Origin of the sequence: Flammeovirga pectinis (assembly GCF_003970675.1) — a bacterium.
GTDB lineage: Bacteria > Bacteroidota > Bacteroidia > Cytophagales > Flammeovirgaceae > Flammeovirga > Flammeovirga pectinis.
Genome location: NZ_CP034562.1, coordinates 1,066,856 through 1,088,724, shown reverse-complemented (window position 1 = coordinate 1,088,724; position 21,869 = coordinate 1,066,856). Strand labels below are relative to the sequence as shown.

Annotated in this window: 19 protein-coding genes; 8 read left to right on the top strand and 11 right to left on the bottom strand. The window is 33.2% G+C overall.

The annotated features are described in order from the left end of the window. Positions 1–201 precede the first annotated feature (201 nt). Together EI427_RS04455 and EI427_RS04450 are read left to right on the top strand one after the other, a co-directional pair. Entirely contained in the window at positions 202–1,191 is a 990-nt protein-coding gene (locus tag EI427_RS04455; RefSeq protein WP_126612056.1) for a beta-ketoacyl-ACP synthase III, read from the top strand. A gap of 147 nt (positions 1,192–1,338) precedes the next feature. Continuing rightward, positions 1,339–2,232: a diacylglycerol/lipid kinase family protein gene (locus EI427_RS04450; RefSeq protein ID WP_126612054.1), complete on the top strand. Its 894-nt coding sequence runs from the start codon at positions 1,339–1,341 to the stop codon at positions 2,230–2,232. A gap of 66 nt (positions 2,233–2,298) precedes the next feature. On the opposite strand, the gene EI427_RS04445 is transcribed toward EI427_RS04450, so the two are convergent. Next, positions 2,299–3,459 carry a hypothetical protein gene (locus tag EI427_RS04445; protein WP_126612052.1) on the bottom strand — a complete coding sequence of 387 codons (1,161 nt, stop codon included), beginning with the start codon at positions 3,457–3,459 and terminating at the stop codon, positions 2,299–2,301. Between the two features lie 283 nt (positions 3,460–3,742). Between EI427_RS04445 and gltX the strand changes: the two genes are divergently transcribed. Next, positions 3,743–5,287 carry a glutamate--tRNA ligase gene (gene gltX / locus EI427_RS04440; protein ID WP_126612050.1) on the top strand — a complete coding sequence of 515 codons (1,545 nt, stop codon included), beginning with the start codon at positions 3,743–3,745 and terminating at the stop codon, positions 5,285–5,287. A gap of 44 nt (positions 5,288–5,331) precedes the next feature. Then, entirely contained in the window at positions 5,332–7,023 is a 1,692-nt protein-coding gene (locus EI427_RS04435; RefSeq protein WP_126612048.1) for a glutamine--tRNA ligase/YqeY domain fusion protein, read from the top strand. A 63-nt stretch (positions 7,024–7,086) separates the two neighbouring features. Here the strand turns inward: EI427_RS04435 and EI427_RS04430 are convergent, their stop codons facing one another. Then, positions 7,087–8,166: a lipid A-modifier LpxR family protein gene (locus EI427_RS04430; RefSeq protein ID WP_126612046.1), complete on the bottom strand. Its 1,080-nt coding sequence runs from the start codon at positions 8,164–8,166 to the stop codon at positions 7,087–7,089. A 150-nt stretch (positions 8,167–8,316) separates the two neighbouring features. On the opposite strand from EI427_RS04430, the gene EI427_RS04425 reads away from it, so the two are divergent. Together EI427_RS04425 and EI427_RS04420 are read left to right on the top strand one after the other, a co-directional pair. Further along, on the top strand, positions 8,317–8,502 hold the full coding sequence (locus EI427_RS04425) for a hypothetical protein (protein WP_126612044.1): 186 nt from the start codon (positions 8,317–8,319) through the stop codon (positions 8,500–8,502). Positions 8,503–8,745: 243 nt separating this feature from the next. Then, positions 8,746–11,592 carry a glycosyl hydrolase family 18 protein gene (locus EI427_RS04420; protein ID WP_126612042.1) on the top strand — a complete coding sequence of 949 codons (2,847 nt, stop codon included), beginning with the start codon at positions 8,746–8,748 and terminating at the stop codon, positions 11,590–11,592. A gap of 53 nt (positions 11,593–11,645) precedes the next feature. Here the strand turns inward: EI427_RS04420 and EI427_RS04415 are convergent, their stop codons facing one another. Beyond that, entirely contained in the window at positions 11,646–12,095 is a 450-nt protein-coding gene (locus EI427_RS04415; RefSeq protein ID WP_126612039.1) for a hypothetical protein, read from the bottom strand. A 239-nt stretch (positions 12,096–12,334) separates the two neighbouring features. Here EI427_RS04415 and EI427_RS04410 point away from each other — a divergent pair, with 239 nt between their 5' ends. Together EI427_RS04410 and EI427_RS04405 are read left to right on the top strand one after the other, a co-directional pair. Then, on the top strand, positions 12,335–13,453 hold the full coding sequence (locus EI427_RS04410) for a DUF819 family protein (RefSeq protein ID WP_126612037.1): 1,119 nt from the start codon (positions 12,335–12,337) through the stop codon (positions 13,451–13,453). A gap of 91 nt (positions 13,454–13,544) precedes the next feature. Beyond that, positions 13,545–14,174, top strand: coding sequence for an NAD(P)H-dependent oxidoreductase (locus tag EI427_RS04405; RefSeq protein WP_126612035.1), 630 nt, complete (start codon positions 13,545–13,547; stop codon positions 14,172–14,174). Positions 14,175–14,246: 72 nt separating this feature from the next. Here the strand turns inward: EI427_RS04405 and EI427_RS04400 are convergent, their stop codons facing one another. The 8 genes from EI427_RS04400 to EI427_RS04365 form a co-directional block, all read right to left on the bottom strand. Continuing rightward, positions 14,247–15,428, bottom strand: coding sequence for a bifunctional alpha/beta hydrolase/OsmC family protein (locus EI427_RS04400; RefSeq protein ID WP_126612033.1), 1,182 nt, complete (start codon positions 15,426–15,428; stop codon positions 14,247–14,249). Between the two features lie 11 nt (positions 15,429–15,439). Then, on the bottom strand, positions 15,440–16,807 hold the full coding sequence (locus tag EI427_RS04395; RefSeq protein ID WP_126612031.1) for an aldehyde dehydrogenase family protein: 1,368 nt from the start codon (positions 16,805–16,807) through the stop codon (positions 15,440–15,442). A gap of 5 nt (positions 16,808–16,812) precedes the next feature. Beyond that, on the bottom strand, positions 16,813–17,550 hold the full coding sequence (locus EI427_RS04390; RefSeq protein ID WP_126612029.1) for a gamma-glutamyl-gamma-aminobutyrate hydrolase family protein: 738 nt from the start codon (positions 17,548–17,550) through the stop codon (positions 16,813–16,815). Position 17,551: 1 nt separating this feature from the next. Next, entirely contained in the window at positions 17,552–18,703 is a 1,152-nt protein-coding gene (locus tag EI427_RS04385) for an iron-containing alcohol dehydrogenase (protein ID WP_126612027.1), read from the bottom strand. A 3-nt stretch (positions 18,704–18,706) separates the two neighbouring features. Continuing rightward, the gene (locus EI427_RS04380) at positions 18,707–20,065 is read right to left on the bottom strand and encodes a glutamine synthetase family protein (RefSeq protein ID WP_126612025.1); all 1,359 of its coding nucleotides are present in this window, start codon (positions 20,063–20,065) and stop codon (positions 18,707–18,709) included. Between the two features lie 135 nt (positions 20,066–20,200). Beyond that, the gene (locus EI427_RS04375) at positions 20,201–20,557 is read right to left on the bottom strand and encodes a carboxymuconolactone decarboxylase family protein (protein ID WP_205727897.1); all 357 of its coding nucleotides are present in this window, start codon (positions 20,555–20,557) and stop codon (positions 20,201–20,203) included. Between the two features lie 51 nt (positions 20,558–20,608). Next, positions 20,609–21,073 carry a DUF417 family protein gene (locus EI427_RS04370; RefSeq protein ID WP_126612021.1) on the bottom strand — a complete coding sequence of 155 codons (465 nt, stop codon included), beginning with the start codon at positions 21,071–21,073 and terminating at the stop codon, positions 20,609–20,611. 47 nt (positions 21,074–21,120) lie between these two features. Next, positions 21,121–21,702 carry a TetR/AcrR family transcriptional regulator gene (locus EI427_RS04365; protein WP_126612019.1) on the bottom strand — a complete coding sequence of 194 codons (582 nt, stop codon included), beginning with the start codon at positions 21,700–21,702 and terminating at the stop codon, positions 21,121–21,123. Positions 21,703–21,869: the final 167 nt, after the last annotated feature.

Genomic DNA, 21,869 nt, shown 5'->3' with positions numbered 1-21,869 from the left:
ATTAAAAACAATGTAAAATCAAGGTATTGATTCTTAATTATGAGACATTAAGAATTTTTTTCTTAAAAAAAACACCTTTAACTAACGTTCTTTTCCGTTAATCAATTTTATTTCTTTTTTTTGCATCAATATTGATTAATATCACCGTTTTATGGTAATATCAATTGATTAACACACAATCACATTAAAAGTAACCAAGATATGAGTCCATTGTACGCTGCAATTACCGCTGTAGCAGGTTGGGTTCCTGAGGACAAACTCACAAACCACGATTTAGAAAAATTAGTGGAAACTAGCGACGAGTGGATTACCTCTCGCACAGGTATTAAAGAACGACGAATTTTAAAAGGTGAAAATCTTGGAACTTCGACTCTTGCAATAAATGCAGTCTCTGCACTTCTTGAGAAAAAAAATCTCAAAGGGAGTGAAGTAGACCTTGTTATTTGTGCAACTTCTACTCCTGATATGGGATTTATCTCAACCGCAAATATTGTTTGCGAGGCTATTAACTCTAACGCTATGAGTTTTGACATATCAGCCGCTTGTTCAGGTTTTGTATATGGATTAGAAATGGCATCTAACTTCATTAAATCCGGAAACTACAAGAAAATAGTTGTTGTTGGAGCAGACAAAATGTCGTCTGTGATGGATTACAGCGATAGAAATACATGTATTTTATTTGGTGATGGTGCAGGTGCTGTACTTATAGAACCAAATGAAGAATATGGTCTAATTGATGCCGTAATGCATTCTGATGGTTCTGGCAAAGATTTATTACATGTAAAAAGGGGGTCTGCCTATCCAATAAGCTTAGAACAACTCGCTGAAGAGGAACATTATTTTTACCAAGACGGTAAATCTGTTTTTAAGCATGCTGTAACTAATATGGCTTCTGCTGCAGAAAGTATAATGAAGAGAAATGAATTATCATCTGATGACATTGCTTACTTAATTCCTCATCAAGCCAACTTAAGAATTATAGATGCCACAGCCAAGAGAATGGGTGTTGGTAAAGACCGTGTCTGTATTAACATAGAAAAATATGGAAATACAACAGGTGCTACAATTCCATTGTGCCTTTGGGACTTTGAAAAACAATTCAAGAAAGGTGATAACTTAGTTTTTGCTGCTTTTGGAGGTGGCTTTACTTGGGGGTCTATTTATTTAAAATGGGCTTACGATTCTGAGTAATCAACATAATTTTCAAGATATTTTTAATAGGAGTCTGTTTTATCACTTATAAAATAGACTCCTATTTTTTTTATGTTAATAGTTTACTACTTTTAAGGCGACTAAAACAACAAATGTTACTCTTTTACTTGCATCTAGAATTTATTAATGAAAAATATCGTATTAATTGCCAATCCAGTGTCTGGGAATGGCAAATCAATTAAAGCTGCAGAAATTACACAACAAACATTAGCAGCAAAAGGACTCAATATTCATATTTCTTATACCCAATACGCTGGTCACGCTAGTCAATTAGCAAAAAATTTTATAACTGAATTTGATATCATTGTTGCTATCGGTGGAGATGGAACAGTAAATGAAATTGCCTCTGCATTAGTAAATTCTACTGCTATTTTAGGAATTATACCTACTGGTTCTGGTAATGGTTTAGCTAGACATCTTAAAATTCCTATGAATTTAAAAAGTGCAATAAAATGCTTGTACAGGGAGAAAATTGTAAAAATTGATGCTCCAAAAATAAATAATGAGTATTTCTTTTGTACTGCAGGCGTGGGTTTTGATGCGCAGGTAAGTCATTCTTTTGCTAAAATGAAAGGCAGAGGACTTACTAATTACATTAAAGCTACAGTATTTGAATACTTTAAATACCACTCAAAAAAGTACTCTTTATCTTTAGGGGAAAATAACAAATCTCAAGATGCTTTTGTTATTACTGTAGCAAATGCAGCACAATATGGTAACAATGCCTTTATTGCTCCCAAAGCAAAAATTAATGATGGCCTATTAGAAGTTACTTTATTGCCTAAACCTTCATTCTTTGATGCTATCAACTTTTCCATACGCTTATTTACTAAAAAAATACATGAGCACGACAAAGTTAAAACGCTACAAACAGAAACAATTAAAATTGATGTCCCTACCGAGAGTGGAGATATTTACGGGCATAAAGATGGAGAGCCAGAAATATGGCATCTCCCTCTAGAATTCAGTCTAAAATCTAACGATAAGTTAACTGTAATTGGTAATACAGATAAGTTATAATTTATTGAAGTAATCATTCTAAAAATATTTATTTTATAATTACCCTTTTAAATTTACCTACAAAATTTACATCATCGATTTAACTACTAATTGGAACAACTCTTTTACAGAATACATTGTACTTAAAAGAGGCAAGAAAGGCACTAGTAAGATTGTTGCTAATACAATTAGTAAACGTGTATCTATAGGTACAATGCTCATTCCTTTCACAAATTCATAACTTCCATTAATATCACACATTGATGATGGGTCTGCACTCCCCACAAGTTCTTTTACTTCTTCTTCAGGTTTCCCAAACCATTTTTGTTCAAAGAATTTATGGTGATTCTGAATTAACATTCCAAACTTATAAATAGTATCGGAACGCAATTTAGAGATCTTTGGAGCTAATATTAATAAAGGAGAAAAACAGATTAAAGGTACACAAACAGCAAATGCAATTATGATGAATTTATAATCCATTAAACCTTTCAAACCTTCAATAATCTCACTGTACATTATTGATGATAAATTTATACCAATAGCTACGGAACATATACCAAAAAAGAAAGGAACAAAATTTAAATACTCTAAACCCGCTAATTTATCGCCATGCATTGCATGAATATTCCATCTGTATCTATTAAAGATAACTAAAGATGTTATCCATAAAAGCCATCTCCAAAGCCATCTAATAAATAAAAATTGATATAATGGAATAGATACAAATACAAACCACCAACCACTTTTACTTAGTTTTAAAGCTCCTAATTGATTGTGTTGATACAGCCAAGACGACTCTTGAGAATCACTTACATTTGCCCAAAATGCCGTTGCTAGTACCAATAACAATAGCAATATTAATTCTGGTATATAAGAACTCACTACATTAGAAAATTTATCAAGATCTTTATTTAATGAAGACCTGTCCTCTTCATTTATCAGTAATTTAGTATAACTGATGTAATTATTAAATGGAGTTTCAAAATACTGTTCAATGTAAATTAAGAAAGGAATAACAATAAACAGACGGCTCATTATTTCAATATCATCAAACAAAGCTACTGTATCATCTCCTCCAAAAAGTGTCCCGTCAATTCCATTAAATAATACTATTGGAAAAACTGCTAAAACAAGAAAAACGGACAACCGAATTGAGAATCTTGAAGAATAGTCTTTCGCTTTAAACATTTTATTTATTAAGCCATTAACTCCTCCACCGGTGAAAGAAAAATCGTGTTTTTTCATATACTGCTAATAAACCTACTATACTAGGTTTTTTGTTTGGGTTATTATTTAATTATACAATGAAATTAGATCTAAAAATTCAGTTATTATAATCTTATCACAAGAAATAATTATTGAAATGTAGAAAAACACATTTTTTATATAATAATCAGAAAAGAAAGCCTAATGTTATCTAAAACCATTCAAATTCTTAAATTTTAAACGTTATTATCTAAACTTTTATGCAAGTATTTGATTAGCTTTGCAGACTGAAAAAGATATTGATATCATACACATATAAAAGATGGAAAATAAAGTAAGAGTACGTTTTGCTCCTAGTCCAACAGGACCACTTCACATTGGTGGAGTGCGTACAGCATTATTCAATTATCTATTTGCCAAACATAATGGTGGCGAATTCCTTGTTCGTATTGAGGATACAGACCAAAACCGTTTTGTTGAGGGTGCAGAAGAATATATTAAGCAGAGTTTAGAATGGGCAGGAATCGTTGCAGATGAAGCGCCTTGGAACCCTGGCGACTGTGGTCCTTACCGACAGTCTGAAAGAAAAGATATATACAAAGAATATGCTGACAAGTTAGTTAAAAACGACCTTGCTTACTACGCTTTTGATACTACTGAAGAATTAGAGGAAATGCGCGAACGCTTAAAGCAAGCACGTGTAAATACCCCTCAATATAATTCTATGACACGTATGCAAATGACGAACTCGTTAACGTTATCTGCAGAAGAAGTACAAAAACGTTTAGACAATGGTGATCCTTATGTTATCCGTCTAAAAGTTCCTCGTAAAGAAGAAATTAGACTAAATGATATGGTTCGTGGTTGGGTTATGGTTCACTCACACACTATTGATGATAAAATTTTAATGAAGTCTGACGGTATGCCTACATACCACCTTGCTAACGTTGTTGACGACCATTTAATGGGAATCACTCACGTTATTAGAGGTGAGGAATGGTTACCTTCTGCACCGCTTCATGTGTTACTATATAGATATTTAGGTTGGGAAGATTCTATGCCTCGTTTTGCTCACTTACCACTTTTATTAAAGCCTGATGGTAATGGTAAATTAAGTAAGCGTGATGGCGATAAAATGGGATTTGCTGTATTCCCTATTGAATGGAAAGACCCTGCAACAGGCGATATTTCTAGAGGTTTTAAAGAAGATGGTTTCTTAGCAGATGCATTTATCAATTTCTTATCTTTCTTAGGTTGGAACCCAGGTGATGAGCGTGAATTCTTTACATTAGAAGAATTGATTGCTGAATTTACGATGGAACGTGTCACTAAGGCTGGTACTAAATTCGATATTGATAAGGCTAAATGGTTTAACCAACAATACCTTAAAGAAAAACCAGATGCTGAATTGGCTAAATACCTTTTAGCTGACATGGAAAAAGAAGGTGTTACTTCTACTCCTGAAAAAGCAGCATTAGTTTGCAACCAATTGAAAGAACGTGTTACTTTCCCTCAAGAAATTTGGAGAGATGGCCGTTTCTTCTATGAAGCTCCAACTTCTTACGATGCTAAAACTGTTAAGAAAAAATGGAAGCCAGAAGGTGTTGCTGTTTTAACAGATTATGCTGCAGCTATAGAAAGTGCTGATAGCTTTACTGCGGATGATGCTAAATCAATTTTCATGGGTATTTTAGAACAACATGAAATGAAAATTGGTCATGTAATGCCTGCATTAAGAGTTGCAATCTCTGGTAAAGGTGGAGGTCCTGATTTAATGATTATGCAAGAAATCTTAGGAAAAGAGGAAGTTGCTAGCAGAATCAAGGTCGCTATTGAAGAGATCAATAAATTAAAAGAAGAAAATTAATTCCACAAGGTTTGATGTTAAATCAAATGATCTAATTGATTACAATGGAAGAGAAAAATATAGAAAAAAGAATGGATTTTATTCGTGAGAAAATCACTGAAGAAGTAAAATCTGACAAAAATGGCGGTAAACTATTATTCCGTTTCCCACCAGAACCAAATGGTTATTTACATATTGGTCATGCAAAATCAATTTGCTTGAACTTTGGGTTATCACAAGAATTTGAAAATGCAGGTACTAACCTTCGTTTTGATGATACTAACCCTACAAAGGAAGATCAAGAATATGTAGATGCAATTAAAGAAGACATTGAATGGTTAGGATTTAATTGGGTTGGTGAACCTAAATTTACTTCCGATTATTTTGATCAATTGTATGCTTGGGCTGTACAACTTATTAAAGAAGGTAAAGCTTATGTAGACGATCAAGATGCTAACACTATTGCTTCTCAAAAAGGAACTCCAACAACTCCTGGTACAAATTCCCCTTTTAGAGAACGTTCTATTGAGGAGAGTCTAGAGTTGTTCGAAGGAATGAAAGAGGGGAAATTTGATGAAGGTACCCGTGTATTAAGAGCCAAAATTGATATGGCGAATGCAAACATGCACCTTCGTGACCCTTTCTTATACAGAATTATAAAAAAAGCACACCATAGAACAGGAACTACTTGGAGTATTTATCCAATGTATGATTGGGCACATGGACAATCTGATTATATTGAAGGTATTACAAATTCTTTATGTACAACTGAATTTGAAGTACATAGACCTTTGTACAATTGGTTCTTAGATCAAGTTGCTGATAAAGATAAAGTTCGTCCAGAACAAACAGAATTCTCTCGCTTAAACCTTAACTATACAGTTATGTCTAAGCGTAAACTATTACAATTAGTTGAAGAAGGGGTTGTAAACGGATGGGATGATCCACGTATGCCTACTGTTTCTGGATTAAGAAGAAGAGGTTATACTCCTACATCTATCAGAAATTTTGCTGAAACTGTTGGTATAACTAAGCGTGATAATGTAATTGATGTTTCATTATTAGAATTTGCTGTACGTCAGGACCTAAATAAAACAGCTCCTCGTGTAATGGCTGTTCTTGACCCTATCAAATTAGTAATTGATAATTACGAAGAAGGTGCAGAAGAATGGTTAGAAGCAGAAAATAATCCTGAGGATGAAAATTCTGGTTCTCGCAAAGTTCCTTTCTCTAAAGTTTTATATATCGAAAAAGATGACTTTAAAGAAGAAGCAAACCGTAAATTTTTCCGTTTAACGCTTGGTAAAGAGGTTCGTTTAAAAAACGCTTATATTATTAAGGGGGAAAGCTGTGTGAAAGATGAAGATGGAAATATTACAGAAATCCACTGTACATATGATCCTCTTTCTCGTTCTGGCAGTGGTACTGAAGAATCTAAACGTAAAGTTAAAGGTACATTACACTGGGTTTCAGCTGCACATGCAGTAGACGCTAAAGTAAACCTTTATGACCGTTTATTCTCTGATGAAGCTCCTGATGCTGATAAAGAAAAAGATTTTAAAGAATTTTTAAACCCGAACTCATTAGAAATGATTGAAGGTTGTAAAGTTGAACCATCTTTATTAGACAATACAGCTGGAGATAATTTCCAATTCCAACGTTTAGGTTACTTTATCTTAGATAAGGAATCTACTCCTGAAAACATGATTTTTAATAAGACTGTTGGATTGAAAGATTCTTGGGCAAAGAAGAAATAAATTTCTTTTAAAAAAAGGAAATAGAACTAATGGAGGCTTTACAATTGTAGGGTCTCCATTTTTTTATAAGCCATAATAAATTGAAATTTCACCCCAACCAAATAAATCCTTATTCTTAAAATTGTCATTTTCAACTACTCGATAATAACGGAACATCCATCTGTTTAGATTAAAATTTAGGCCATAAACCCAGTTTAAAATCAATGGATCTACTTGATCGCTTGTTAAAACATAAGGACTTTTTTGAAACTGAATTAAACTTCCCTGTGCAGTACCATCATACAATAACCCTCCTATCTGAAATTCTGTAAAAAAGTAGATCTGCTTTACTTGATTTAAACTATATAGTAAATCACTAAATGAATTACCTAAGTTTCTTTTCTCATTTATTCTCCTTCTTGCCTTACTCATTCTAGACTGTTCTGATAGCTTTGGAGGTCTTTTTTGTTTAACCCCACTTTTACTATAATACGTATCGTTGTATTTACCAAACTTAAACTGAATACCAGTAAGAGCATAGTTATAGATTGTACCAATATGTGCTTTAGCAAATACATTTGTCTCATAGAGTTTACCTACCAACGGCAACATTTTATGTACAGTGACATCCATATCAAGTACTAGACCATTTCCAATCTGATTGTCCCAACCGTTAAAATCTTTATTTTCTAAAAAAAGACTATGCATAAAATTCTGTGTTGGCCCTCCTCCTGCCGCTGGTCCTTGTACACCTAAATATAAATTTGATTCAATACGTAGTGTATTCCAATAATTGGAGGTTACTTTTTTATATGTTGCATACAATAAGCCAGCATACGGTCTATCTGTTGAGTCTACTTCATAAAGTTCTGCATTTTGAGGGGTATGCATATCTTGTCCTATTGTAAGGCTAAACTCTTTTTGAGTAGAACTCTTCATACCTATTAAAAGCCAATCTGCTACCTTATTATTAAATACATTACTAGCCCAAGTAATATGAATTCCATTTGTAAAATTTCTATCTGATTGCAACCAATACTGATAAAAATCGTTTTGAGATGATATAGATACATATTCACTCTGCTCTTTTTGAAGTAAAGTGTCTTGTGCTCTACAATTAACCGATATAAAAATAAATAGAAGTAGAAAGAAGATCTTATACATATACTCGTTTTTAGATTAAATTCAAGTTTGAATCTATTCACACACAATTTAACAGATATTAAACGAGATACAGTAATTAATCATCTACTTCAGTTGTTTCATTATTGTTCACTACTTGGTAGTCAAGTACATAATTAATACTGTTTATATATGGAAAATTATACTGAATCTAATCAGATAGACATTCTAGTATCAAAAATTAAAAAGAATTTATCCGAGAGTAAATCTTTAGAGAATGAATTGCATCTTTTAGATCAAGAGTATATGCATTTACATGATAAAATAGCTGCTTTACGAGCATTGACTTATCAATCTAGAAAACTAAAGAAATCGTAAACTGTACCCCTATTCATTCTTTGATTTAAAGACAAAACGACCAATTACAACAAACTTTTGTACCCCAATTCTCTTTTGATAGAGGTTTTTATGTACCCCTATTTGTACAAGTCTGTACCACATTTTGCTCCCCTTTATTGAATTGAAATCATTACAATTTTTCTTTGTTTAGTGAAATCAACCTTCATTCCGTTTTTTTAAACGATAGTATATGAAGACATTTTAAACAGCACTACTACACTTATGAAAATTGTACAACTACTACCTTTATTACTGTGCGTATACTTACTTTCTGTAAGTAACACACAAGCTTTGGAGTACACTTCTACTTCTTATGCCACTTCCTCTTGTGATGGCATTCCTGAATGGAATTCTACAACTACCTATGGTACTAACGGAACCAAAGTAACCTATAATGGTATACTTTACCGTAATAAATGGTGGACGAAAGGAGAAAATCCTGAAACACAATGGGGCCCTTGGGAAGCTCTCGGAGAATGTGACGCCAACTTATCTCCAACAGTTTCTTTTACTGCTCCAGAAAACAATGCAAGTTATATCTTAGAGGAGACAGGAGCGATTACAATCTCAATTGTAGCTTCTGATGATGATGGAACAGTAGAGAATACAACAATTGAAGTAGATGGCAATTCGTTCACATCAACAACTGCTAATTGGACACCAACTTCAGCGGGTAATTTTACCATTACAGCTACAGCAACTGATGATAAAGGGGCAACTTCTAGTTCATCAAGAAGTATTACTATCACCTCTAACGAACCGATCCCTCCTACTGTTCAAGTTACATCACCATCTAATAACGAAGTAATTCAACAAACTTCATTACAAGTAGTAAATATCATTACTACAAGCTCTGATACTGATGGAACAATAGAGTCTATATTAATAGAAGTAGATGGAAAATCATTTACTTCTACAACTGCTAATTGGACTCCTTCTGCATTCGGAACTTTTGAAATTACTGTTACTGTAATGGACAATGATGGACTAACGGCTACTACAACATCTTCTGTAACAATAGAAGAAAAAGTTGATAGTGGATGTTCTTCTCCAGAATACGGACCTTACCCAAATGTTTATAACTCAACAGATGTTGTTGTACATAACGGGGACCTTTACGAAGCTCAAGTAGATAATTTATACAATGTTATTCCTGGTGAAGCAGATCACTTTTGGAAAGCATTAGGACCTTGTGTTGATACAAATACAGCTCCTTCAATTTCTACAGTCAACACTACAGTTATAGGACTTATACCACAAACATTAACGGCTACTATTATTGATGCTGAAGGTGACAATATTACGGCATCTTTTTCTGTTGATGGAAATACTCTAGAAGCAGTAGGTGTGAATGATATCTACACAACATCATGGACACCTTCTACTTATGGCACCTATACCGTTTCAATTCAAGCAGTTGATGATAAAGGAAAAGTAAACTCTTCGGATTATTTATTAACAGTAGAAGAACCAACAGGGCCACAAAACCCAGTTATTACATCATTTACACCAGCTAATGGCACTACAATAAAACAAGCTAGTTTATCAGCTGTTGAAATTGTGGTTAATGCTTCGGATATAGATGGTACAGTTGTTTCTACTTTAATCGAAGTGGGCGGTGTGAGTTTCTCATCAAATACCGCTAATTGGACACCAACTTCTTTTGGTAATTATACCATTACAGCTACAGTTACGGATAATGAAGGATTAGAAACTTCTGCTACATCATCTATATCAATAATAGAAAATTTAGCATTTACAGATAAAGTATTAGTGGGTTATTGGCATAACTGGAATCTATCTAGCTGTCCTTATATTAGATTAAAAGATGTAGATGATAGATACAATGTTGTTTGTATTGCTTTTGCGGAACCAAAAATTAGAGATGTTGACAATACAATGATTTTTGACCCCGTAGACATTTATAATTTCCAAAATGAACCTACAGATAAATCTAGACAAGAGTTTAAAGACGATGTTGCTTTATTACAAAGTCAAGGTAAAAAAGTAATTCTGTCTCTTGGTGGAGCAAATGGTGTAGTACATTTAGATAACGATGAAGAGCAGCAAAAATTTGTCAACTCAATGATTACTCTTTGCGAGACTTATGGTTTTGATGGGGTAGATATTGATTTAGAAGGTTCTTCATTAACCTTAAATGCAGGTGATACAGATTTCACAAATCCGACTACACCGAGAATATTAAATTTCATTCAAGGAATGAAAGAAATTAAAGCACACTTCGGCCCTTCTTTTTTATTAACCTCTGCTCCTGAAACAGCTTATGTTCAAGGTGGTCAAACTGCTTATGGTGGTGCATGGGGCGGATATCTTCCTATTCTACACTCATTAAGAGAGCAACTAGACTATGTACATGTTCAGCTTTATAATACTGGTAGTCTTGGTGCTTTAGATGGAAAAGCATACACGCAAGGGTCTGCAGATTTTATTGTTGCTATGACTGAAATGTTATTACAAGGTTTTGAAACTAAAAGTACTGCCGGATTTTTCCCTGCTTTTAGAGAAAATCAAGTTGCATTAGGTTTACCTGCTAATAGACCAGCAGCTCCTGCAGGAGGTTACACTACACCAACTGAAGTTCAAAAAGCATTAAATTATCTTGTTAACGGTATCCCTTTCGGAGGAGTTTATACACTTATTAATAGTAATGGCTACCCAGATTTAAGAGGAATGATGACATGGTCAATCAATTGGGATAAAACCACTGCTTATGAATATGCAGAAAGTTATGATACTTTCTTTAATGGATCAAATGCAAGATTAATAGGCATTGACCTTGAGGAAGAGTTGAAAAGTGAAATTGGGCAAGTCTACCCTAACCCTTTCGAAAATTCGTTCAATATCTCTATCAGTTTAAAAGTAGACGAAGATGTTGATGCTTATATATATAACACAAATGGAACCTTGATCGGTAAACATCACAACACAGCTTTAATTAACGGTCAACAAAAATTCACAGTTCCAACTCAACAACTAACTAGCGGTATATATCTCATTAAAGTTCACACTAATAGCGAGCAAAAAGTTTTTAGAGTGATCAAAAAATAAGTAGAATAACACACAATAAATCTAAAAACCCACCTTTATAAGGTGGGTTTTTGTTATTTATGCAATAATTTAATTTTGGTTAATGTAGGTCCTACTCTTACTACTTCTCCTTCTTTTTTACCTGTTAGGAATTTGTAGATTGGAGCATCTTTAGCTATACCCACTATTTGTTTTCCATTATAAATGATTGGAGGGAAATTACATCCCATTATTAAGATCAATTTATCAGTTTCAAAAACAGTCCCCATCCTAATATCATTCATAGAATCTTCTACTTCTACAAATTTATGAAGTGTTTGGATTGAATCAGCCAATCGATCTAAGCTGTAACTACCAACCGTAATATTGGTCACCTCTTCTTCTACATTGTCTTCGTATAATTTGGTATCATTATCCGAGCTAGATGACTTTAAGGAGCTTTCCTCATGCAACTGAATATCATCAATTGATTTTTGTAATGTAGAGATTGTAAATTTTAAAATATCAGATCTACTCGATGCCATAGTGTTGTGTGCGTTAAACAAATTAATTTAATAAATAAAAGATCATCATTTTATACTCAATTGTAAAGACTTTCATAAAAGATCATTGCTCTATCTTACAAAAAGCTCTTTTTGTACAATTTATATTCTGATAGCATATTAGTTCCTTAACTAGTACCTTTGAAGATAGATTTAAAGACAAAATCAACTTTAAACAATTATAGAATAACTATTTTTGTTTGAACTTAAAACAAATTAATATGCTGCAAGCATTTGTAATGATATTAGCACCTCTACTTCTAACTTGGGGTGCAAAAAGATTTTCATGGATCGAAAACATCGGCACCGTAATCCTAGCTTATGGATTAGGCATTTTTTTAGGAAATGGTTCTCTCATAATAGATACGAATGTTTCTAAAACAATAGTAGAAGCTGCAGTACCGCTTTCAATAGGATTACTTTTATTGTCATCGAATATTAAGCAATGGATTAAAAGTGCACAAAAAACAATCTTATCTTTCTTTCTGTGCTTATTTGCAGTTACAATAGGTGCTATTTTCGCTTTCCTATTATTTAATGATGTACTTCCTAGTTCTCCATATTTGGCAGGCATGTCAATTGGATTATATACAGGAGGAACGCCAAACATGTCTGCAATTGGACTGGCATTAGATGTAAAAGATGAAGCTTTTATTTTAATGAATACAGCCGATATGATTATTGGGGGAATATGGATGATAGTTCTTCTTACAGTTGCTAAAAAGATATTCGGTTACGTATTACCAATTACTGATACAAATTCAATAAGTGACGATGATCTAAAAATAAAAGCATTAGAAGGACCTACATTAAAATCTATAGGAACAAGTATTGGCATTACGCTATTAATACTAGGTCTTTGCGTTGGCATTTCCCTGCTATCATTTGGCACAATGAATGAAATATTTATTATATTAGGTGTAACAACTTTAAGTTTAGTTGCTTCTTTAAACTCTTCTATTAGAACTATAAAAGGTAGTTTTTTAGTGGGAGAATATTTTGTACTCTTATTCTGTATTGGTTTAGGAAGTATGTCTAACTTTGAAAGTTTATTAGATTCAGGAACACTATATATTGGCTTTGTAACGATTGTAATGTTTACTGGTATATTTATTCATTTACTCCTTTGTAAACTATTTAAAATTGATGTAGATACCTTTTTAATAACATCTACAGCCTGTCTTTACGGACCTGCATTTGTAGGCCCAATTGCTAAAGCGATTAATAACAAAAAAGCAATTCTATCAGGAATGACTGCGGGTACATTAGGTTATGCAATTGCAAACTATTGGGGTATTATTATAGGTAAAGCACTTTCACTTTGGATAATTTATTTATAAAAAATATTTTTTTTCAGAAACCTTTAAAAACATTTGATGTTTAATTAGATATTTATACATTTGAACATAATTTGTTTAAACATATATTGAAATGGCATTATTAGATTCACTTAAATGGAGATATGCAACAAAGAAATTTGATGCATCAAAAAAGCTAGATGAAGCTACTCTAAATTCAATTTTAGAAGCAGGTAATTTATCAGCATCATCTTATGGTTTACAACCTTGGAAATTAGTTGTTGTAGAAACAAAAGCATTACGTGAGGAGTTATTTGCTCATTCATGGGGACAAAGACAAGTTTTAGATGCATCGCATTTAATCGTAATTGCTCGCGAAGCTACTTTAACAGCAGACCATGTAAATACTTTTGCGGATAACATTAAAGAAGCTAGAAACTTACCAGAAGAAGCTATTGCAGATTATAGAGGAATGATGTTGAATACAGTTAATTCTCTTCCTGATGAAGTAAAAGATATATGGAATTCAAAACAAGCCTACATTGTATTAGGATCTCTTTTAGCTGCTTGTGCAGACTTAAAAGTTGATAGTACACCAATGGAAGGTTTTGTAGCAGAAAAATATGATGAAGTTTTAGGTTTTGATAAACTTGGCTTAAAAAGCACAGTAATCTTACCAATCGGTTATAGAGCAGAAGATGATGGCTACCAACATTTAGTAAAATACCGTAAACCACTAAGCGAAGTAGTTGTAAAACTATAAGTTTCGGTTTAATAGAAAAGAGGTTGATTATGCATTATAATCAACCTCTTTTTTATATCTAAACTTAGATTATTAATCAAGTAAATCTGTATGAATAACTGGATTATTTTCTAATGTTCTATGTACCGGGCATTTGTTTGCTATCTCTAGTAAACGTCCTCTTTGTTTCTCTGTTAAATCACCTTTAATCTGAATATGACGGTATAAATTATCTATTTTAGCCGTACGCTTGTTTGCATTCTCAGCATCCTTTAGATATTCATTTTCATGATTTAAATGAACAGTTACTTCTTCTAAATTCCACTTTTTATGGTTTGCATACATTCTCAACGTCATTGCTGTACAAGCACCAAGTCCTGCCAATAAAAATTGATATGGATTAGGACCTAAATCTTTTCCACCATCTTTTAAAGGTTCATCTGCAATCTGATGATGTACTCCAGCTTTTACTTCTGTAACATATTTTGTAGTTCCTATTCTTACCGCTGTCTGGTATTGCGTTTCTAATGGATCTTCTAATTCCATTTCCACATATCTTTCTGCCCAGCTACCGATCATATTTCCTACATACTGACCATTTCTAGGTGTTGATAAGAAATGATTCGCATCATCTAAAGAAATAAAGCTCTTTGGGTGAAAAGCATTTTTATAAATTTTCTCTGCATTTTTAATGTCAACGACAGCATCAAATGGAGAGTGAAAAATCAGTAACGGTAATTTAATTTTATGAATAATATCCGCATAATTGGGCGATGATATTTGATTTATAAAACTAGATTTCACTTTAAATTCTTTTGCTAAAAGATGAACATTTGCGTAATCTCCTTCTACATCTGCAACTTTTTCAATACTTTTCACCTTAGAAAAAGCACTAATAGTTACAATAGCATCTACAGAAGCAATTCTGTTTGCTAATAAAATTGCAGCACTTCCTGCTAGAGAATGTCCTATTAATAATTGTGGCGATTTTAGGTTTTCAGCCATATAATCAGAAGCAGATAGAATATCTTCTATACTAGCTGCATAACCAGGGTTTTGTTGAGAAAAGCCTGTAATATCTAAACTAAACACAGCAATTCCTTTCTGGTTTAACTCTCTTACAATACTATTTACTACAGTAGTTTCTTCTAAAGATGAAAAGAAGCAATGTGCAAATAATGCATATGCATGTGGTTTTTCATCTGCGGGTAATGACAATGAGGCTACTAAAACATCGCCTTGATTGTTCTTAAAATTTATAATTGAAAATGACATAATAGGTTTATTTATACTTCTCTCCAATGATACGCTTTAGGGAGCGTAAATGCTCTAATTCCTTGTACTGATAATGTAGCACCAAGTCCAGAATTTTTACGACCAGACCAAGGTACATTTGGGCTAACTCTATCACAGCAGTTCCAATACACTGTACCTGAGTTCATTTGATCAAATACGTGGTCTGCTCTCTCTTTACTTGTTGAAAACACTGCCGAAGTTAAGCCATAATCTGAGTCTTTCATCAAATCTATCGCCTGTTCGTCATTATTCACTTTTTGAATACCTATTATCGGTCCGAAAGATTCTTCTTGCATCAGCTTCATTTCATGATTGACATCTTTAAAAACTGTAGGCTCAAAATAATTTCCACTGTTATTCACCTCAGTCCCACCCGTCATTAAAACTCCACCTTTGGCTAAAGCATCTTCCACTTGATATTGTAAAATTGGTAATTGAGCTTTTCTAGTTAAAGGCCCAATAAATGTTTCTTTATTTAAAGGATCGCCCATTTTATAATTATTTACTTCTTTTACTAGTTCTTTTACAAACTCATCGTAAATAGCAGCGTGGACATAAATCCGTTCGAGAGCACAACAACTTTGTCCATTATTATAAAAAGCACCTTCTGCAGCGTTGATAGCTGCAATTTTAACATCTGCAACATCTTCCATTACATACAAAGGGTCTTTCCCGCCTAGCTCTAATTGAACAGGCACTAATTTATGTGCTACCTTTTTAGCAATGTACTGTCCTGTTTTATGAGAACCCGTAAAGAAATAGCCATCAAAATCACTTTCTAATAGATATTCTCCAACTTCAGCACCACCTATAATACAATGAAAAACGTTTTCTGGAACACCAGCCTCATATAGTAATTTCTGAAACTGCAACCCTGTTAAAGTAGCAAATTCGGAGGGTTTATAAGCTACTGCATTTCCTGCAACTAATGCATATAAGAATACATTGTACCCTACATTATAGGGGAAATTCCATGCCGATATATTACAAATCACACCTAAAGGTTCGTATGTAATTTTCTCATAAGTTGTTTCTAAACCTTCAATAACTTCTTCTGCTAACCATTTCTCAGCATTAAGTTTTAGATGCTCTATTCTATTCTGAGCCCCTTTTATTTCATTGATTGATTGCTGAATAGGCTTACCTGTTTCTTCAGATAAGATAGTAGCTAATTCATTTACATTTTCAAGAACCAATTCGCCAAATCGGACAATGCATTTTAATCTGTGTGCTACGGTTTGCTTTGCCCATTCTTTTTGACCAAAACGAAGGTGATCTATTTTATCTGATAGTACTTCTATCGAGTCTTCTTTAATTGAGGTTATTATTGAATCATTTGCAGGGTTAATAATGTCCATAGATGTTATTTTATGTGTGATAAGAAAATATCGTAAAGTGGGTTTGGATCTAAAATTTGCGTACCTAAAGTTCTTGAAAATTCTGGGTGCCACTGCACAGCCATTACCTTTCCTTCTGATTTACCTTTGTAACCAAATGCTTCTACAAGCCCATCGTCTGATGTTGCCCAAACTTCTAAATCTTTTCCTAGGTCTTTTACAGCCTGATGATGAATTGTATTTACATATGGATTGGAATTATTTGGATACAATGAAGCTAAAAAAGAAGGTTCTTTAATAACTAGTGGATGCTTTATTGTATCATATAACTTTGCAGAACGATGGTTATTTACACCCTCTTTTTGTGTAACCGTATCTTGATATAATGTCCCTCCAAAGTAAACGTTCATCAACTGAAAGCCCCTACATATTCCAAATATTGGTTTATCATTTTTAATGGCATAATCAATTATTTCTAGTTCATAATCGTCTCTATATTTATCTCCTTTCCATTCTCCTATAGGTTTCTCTCCGTAAGATTCTGGTGCTAAATCAACACCTCCTTGTAGAATAAAACCTTGCATTTCATTAAGAATATCAGCTAACAATGGTTTCTCAATATCAGGAAGAAGAACAGGCAACACTCCTTTTCTAGCAATATAAGTCATCATATCGTTTTCCACATAAGTCAACGATTTCGGACCATAAACCGTTCTACTACTATCGGGATACATGAAGCTTGGAGTAATTCCAATTTTTATCATCTTATAATGCGTTTCTGTAGATTTGTTCAAACTCCTCTTCGGTCACTATTTTAGGATTACTAGGTAGACAAAAATCTTTTACAGCCAATGCTGCAAGAGGTTTTATATGTTCTTCCTTAACTCCGATTTGAGACAACGAATCTGGCAAGCCTAATTGCTGATTTAAAATTTCAATATGATCTACTAAAATCTTCCCTTGGTTCGTACCAAGGTTCATTGAATATGCCATAAAATTGTACTTATCTTCAAACCCTTGATAATTATATTTTAAACCATGTGGTAAACAAATAGCGTTTGCTAAGCCATGGTGAGTATCTAAAAGAGAAGATAATGGGTGTGCCAAACTATGAACAATACCCAAGCCTTTCTGAAAAGCCACAGCTCCCATTAAGGAGCCAATCATCATCTTTGAACGAGAAAACATATTTGGTTCTTTTGTGGCTTGCACAATTGAAGTACCAATTAACCTCATTCCAGATATTGCAATACCATCACACATGGGGTTAAAACCTTTTGATAAAAAGGCTTCCATGTTATGCGTTAATGCGTCCATGCCTGTTGCCGCAGTAACAAAAGAAGGTAAATCAAGTGTTAACATTGGGTCTGCAAACACAATTTTAGCCAACAATTTAGGTGAAAATAATATTTTCTTTTGCCTTGTTTCATCATCTGAAATAATAGCACTTCTACCTACTTCACTCCCTGTACCAGAAGTGGTTGGTACAGTTATAAAATGAGGGACTTCTTCTGTTACATATTTATCTCCACCAATTAAATCATCATAATCAAAAAGGTCTCTTGTATGATTTACGCGCAAAACAATCGATCTAGCAACATCCATTGCTACTCCTCCACCAATTCCAACAATAGAGTCACATTCATGCCCATGGTAGGCATCTCCCCCTTTTAAAACATCAGATTTAAGAGGATTTTTATGCATATCATAAAAGACTGCAGGCGATATCCCTACCTTCTCTAAATCGGCAATAATAGTTTTAAAGAAAGGCAATCCAAACACAAGTTCATCTGTAACAAGCAAAGGCCTAGATAAATTATGTTCTTTAAGGTATGGCCCTAATTCTTTGATTACTCCAATACCAAAACGTATCGTTGTAGGAAAATTATAGGTGTAGGTAGCGTGAATGTCTAACATATCTTATATTATTTCAAAATATCTTTTCGTTTCCCAATCAGTTACATGGTTCATAAATTGTTTCCATTCCCATTCTCTTGTTAAAGTGAAATGTTCTACGAATTCTTCACCAAATAAATCCTTCATTAACGAAGAATTTTTCATATTCTGTGTTGCATCCCAAAGATTAGAAGGCAGAGTTCCATTTTTAAAATCTTCATAACCGTTGCCAATTGTCTTAGGGGTATCTAATGTTAATTTGTTTTCTATTCCATATAATCCAGCGGCCAAACATGCTGACATTGCTAAATATGGATTCACATCAGAACCTACCACTCTTGTTTCTAATCGTGCAGATTTTTCGCCATGTGGTAAAACTCTTAAAGCCGTTGTTCTGTTATCAACCGCCCATGTTAATGTGGTTGGCGCCCAAGCCCCTTCTACTAATCTTTTATAGCTGTTAATTGTAGGTGCTAACATAGGCAACATATATGGTAAGCAATGCAACTGTCCTGCAATATATGATTGCATTACATCACTTATATTATCTTCTTTTTCTGGATCATAAAACAGGTTTTTTGTTTTATCAATATTCCATAAACTTTGATGCACATGACCACTACAACCTGGTAGTTTCATGTTTTGCTTTGCCATAAAACTAGCTATTATACCATGTTTGTATCCAATTTCTTTTGCAGAAGATTTAAACAATGTAGCTCTATCAGCAGCTTCAACAATATCACTGTATTGAATTGCAGCTTCATATACTCCGGGCCCTGTTTCTGTGTGTAACCCTTCTAGAGGAACTTTAAAATCCTCCATCATATCAAACAATGCATGGAAGAAGTCGCTATTTTCGGATGCTCTTAAAATAGAGTACCCAAACATTCCTTCTGTTAAAGGTTTTATATTATTAAAGTCTTTTTCGTGTAATTCTGTTGTTGTTTGCTTAAAATTAAACCACTCAAATTCTTGAGAAAATAGTGGAGCAAAACCTAAATCATTTGCTTTACTATTTATTCTTTTTAGTAAAGCTCTTGGCCCTACTGTCTCATCTTTTTTATTATCTCTACTAAAATCAGCTAAGAAAAAAGGAACATCATCTTCCCACGGCACTTGTCTAAATGTGTTTACATCTATCCTAGCTGGTGCATCTGGATAACCTGTGTGCCAACCCGTTACTTTAACATTATCGTACGACTCGTCGGCCATATCCCAACCAAAAACAACATCACAAAACCCAAATCCACTATCTAAAGAAGATATAAATTTATCGATGTGCATGTATTTTCCACGGAGGACGCCGTCAATATCTACAATAGCTACTTTTACTTTTGTATGTCTACTATCTTCGAGTAGATCAATAATTTCTTGTTTGGTCATATAAGGTTAGTCGTCTAGAACAATAAGAGAGTTTACCTATATAAATTAGAGTTTTTTGCTGTAAAACGGAAATAGAAGACGTAAAAAAAGCCTACAATCCAAAAATTGTAGGCCATTTGTCAGAAAAAATACAACTTATTTCTCCTCTTCTATTTCTTGAGATAAAGCCTCTAAATATTCTACTGCTCTTCTTAAATGAGGAATTACTATAGTACCACCAACAACATTGGCAACACCCATACCTTCTATAATTTGAGCCTTAGAGTACCCTAACTCTACACATTTTTCTAAATGATATTTTACACAATCATCACAACGTAAAACAAGTGATGTTGTTAAACCTATGATTTCTTTTGTTTTTTCGTCTAAAGCACCCTCAGTATAAGTTATAGTATCAAGACTGTAAATTCTTTTAATTACTTTATCTGCATTGTCTATTACTTTCTTATTCTGATCGGCTCTTCTTTCTCTGTATTCGTTTAATAAATCCATAATGGTAAAATTAGTAGGTGTTTATGATTGCTAATTTTGATGAATATTTTTTTATGTCAAAGTATTTTCCTGATTTTTTATTGCAGAAAGTGCTTCGCCCAAACTCCAAAAACTAAAGCCTAAAAGGAGTAAATCTTTTAATACAAACCCATTAGGAACGTACAACCATTCTACTATTTTAAACATACCTGGAGTGGTAAATAAGAATGATAATGTACCCACAAATGTAACAACTGCTAACGCACTCCCTAGTGCAGCTATTTTTGGAGAAATAGGTCGTAAAGCTATTGCTATTGCTGTTATTATTTCTGTAATACCAATAAAATTAGACACCTGTTGAAGTGTCATAATAGAAAGCATCCAATTAAAAAATGGGCTATTTTCTATTAATGGTTTTATCGCTTCAGCTTCAGTAGGAGTAAATTTAAATACGCCATACCAAAGTAATATAAGTACCAAGCCATATCTACTGATGTTTTCTCCAATTTTTTGAAGTATTGATGATTGATTATCCATGATAAGTGATTGTTTTAATAACAGACATAAGCACTACTTATGAACGGCTATTTTATAAAGTTTAGGTTATAATTAATTATTTCTAATAGGTCTTTTTTATTCTGATGAACCCTTCTTGTAACGTTAATTCCGTTCCAAAAATTAATCAGATGCTTGGCTAGAAATTCTGGGCTTTGGGTAGTATTTAATTTACCTTCTAATTCAGCTTTTTTGATGTATCTCACAAAAATGTTTTCCAATTTTAGTAAGTAATCGACAGCAATATCTTTGATCTCCTCATCTTTACCAATAAATTCGATAATCGTATTACCTAAAATACACCCTTTGCAATTTGATAGATAAGAAGCATCGGCAATACCCAAAAACATATTTTTTATAATTTGTATGGGATCATCACTTTCTGCTAATGTTTTCTCAAAATTATCGAGTGCTTTCCCTTCTAATGCATGCAAACCTGCTTTAAATAGTTCTCTTTTACTTTTAAAACTATTATAAAGACTGCCCTTATTAAGGTTTACTTCTTTTAGTAAATCGTTTGTACTTGTAGCTTCGTAGCCATTTTCCCAAAACAATTGAATTGTTTTATCTAATACTTCTTCTTGCTTAAAAATCTTTGGTCTACCTGCCATATCAAAAATTATAAATGCTAATGATATGACAAAAGTAACATTATTGACCGACAAGTCAAATATAAATTAAACTATTTTTGACCGATTGGTTTAAAATCACTTTATCATTCTAAAATTCATAATTTGAATCTTCTTCATTTCTATTTTGCTGGTAGATTTTAAAGGGG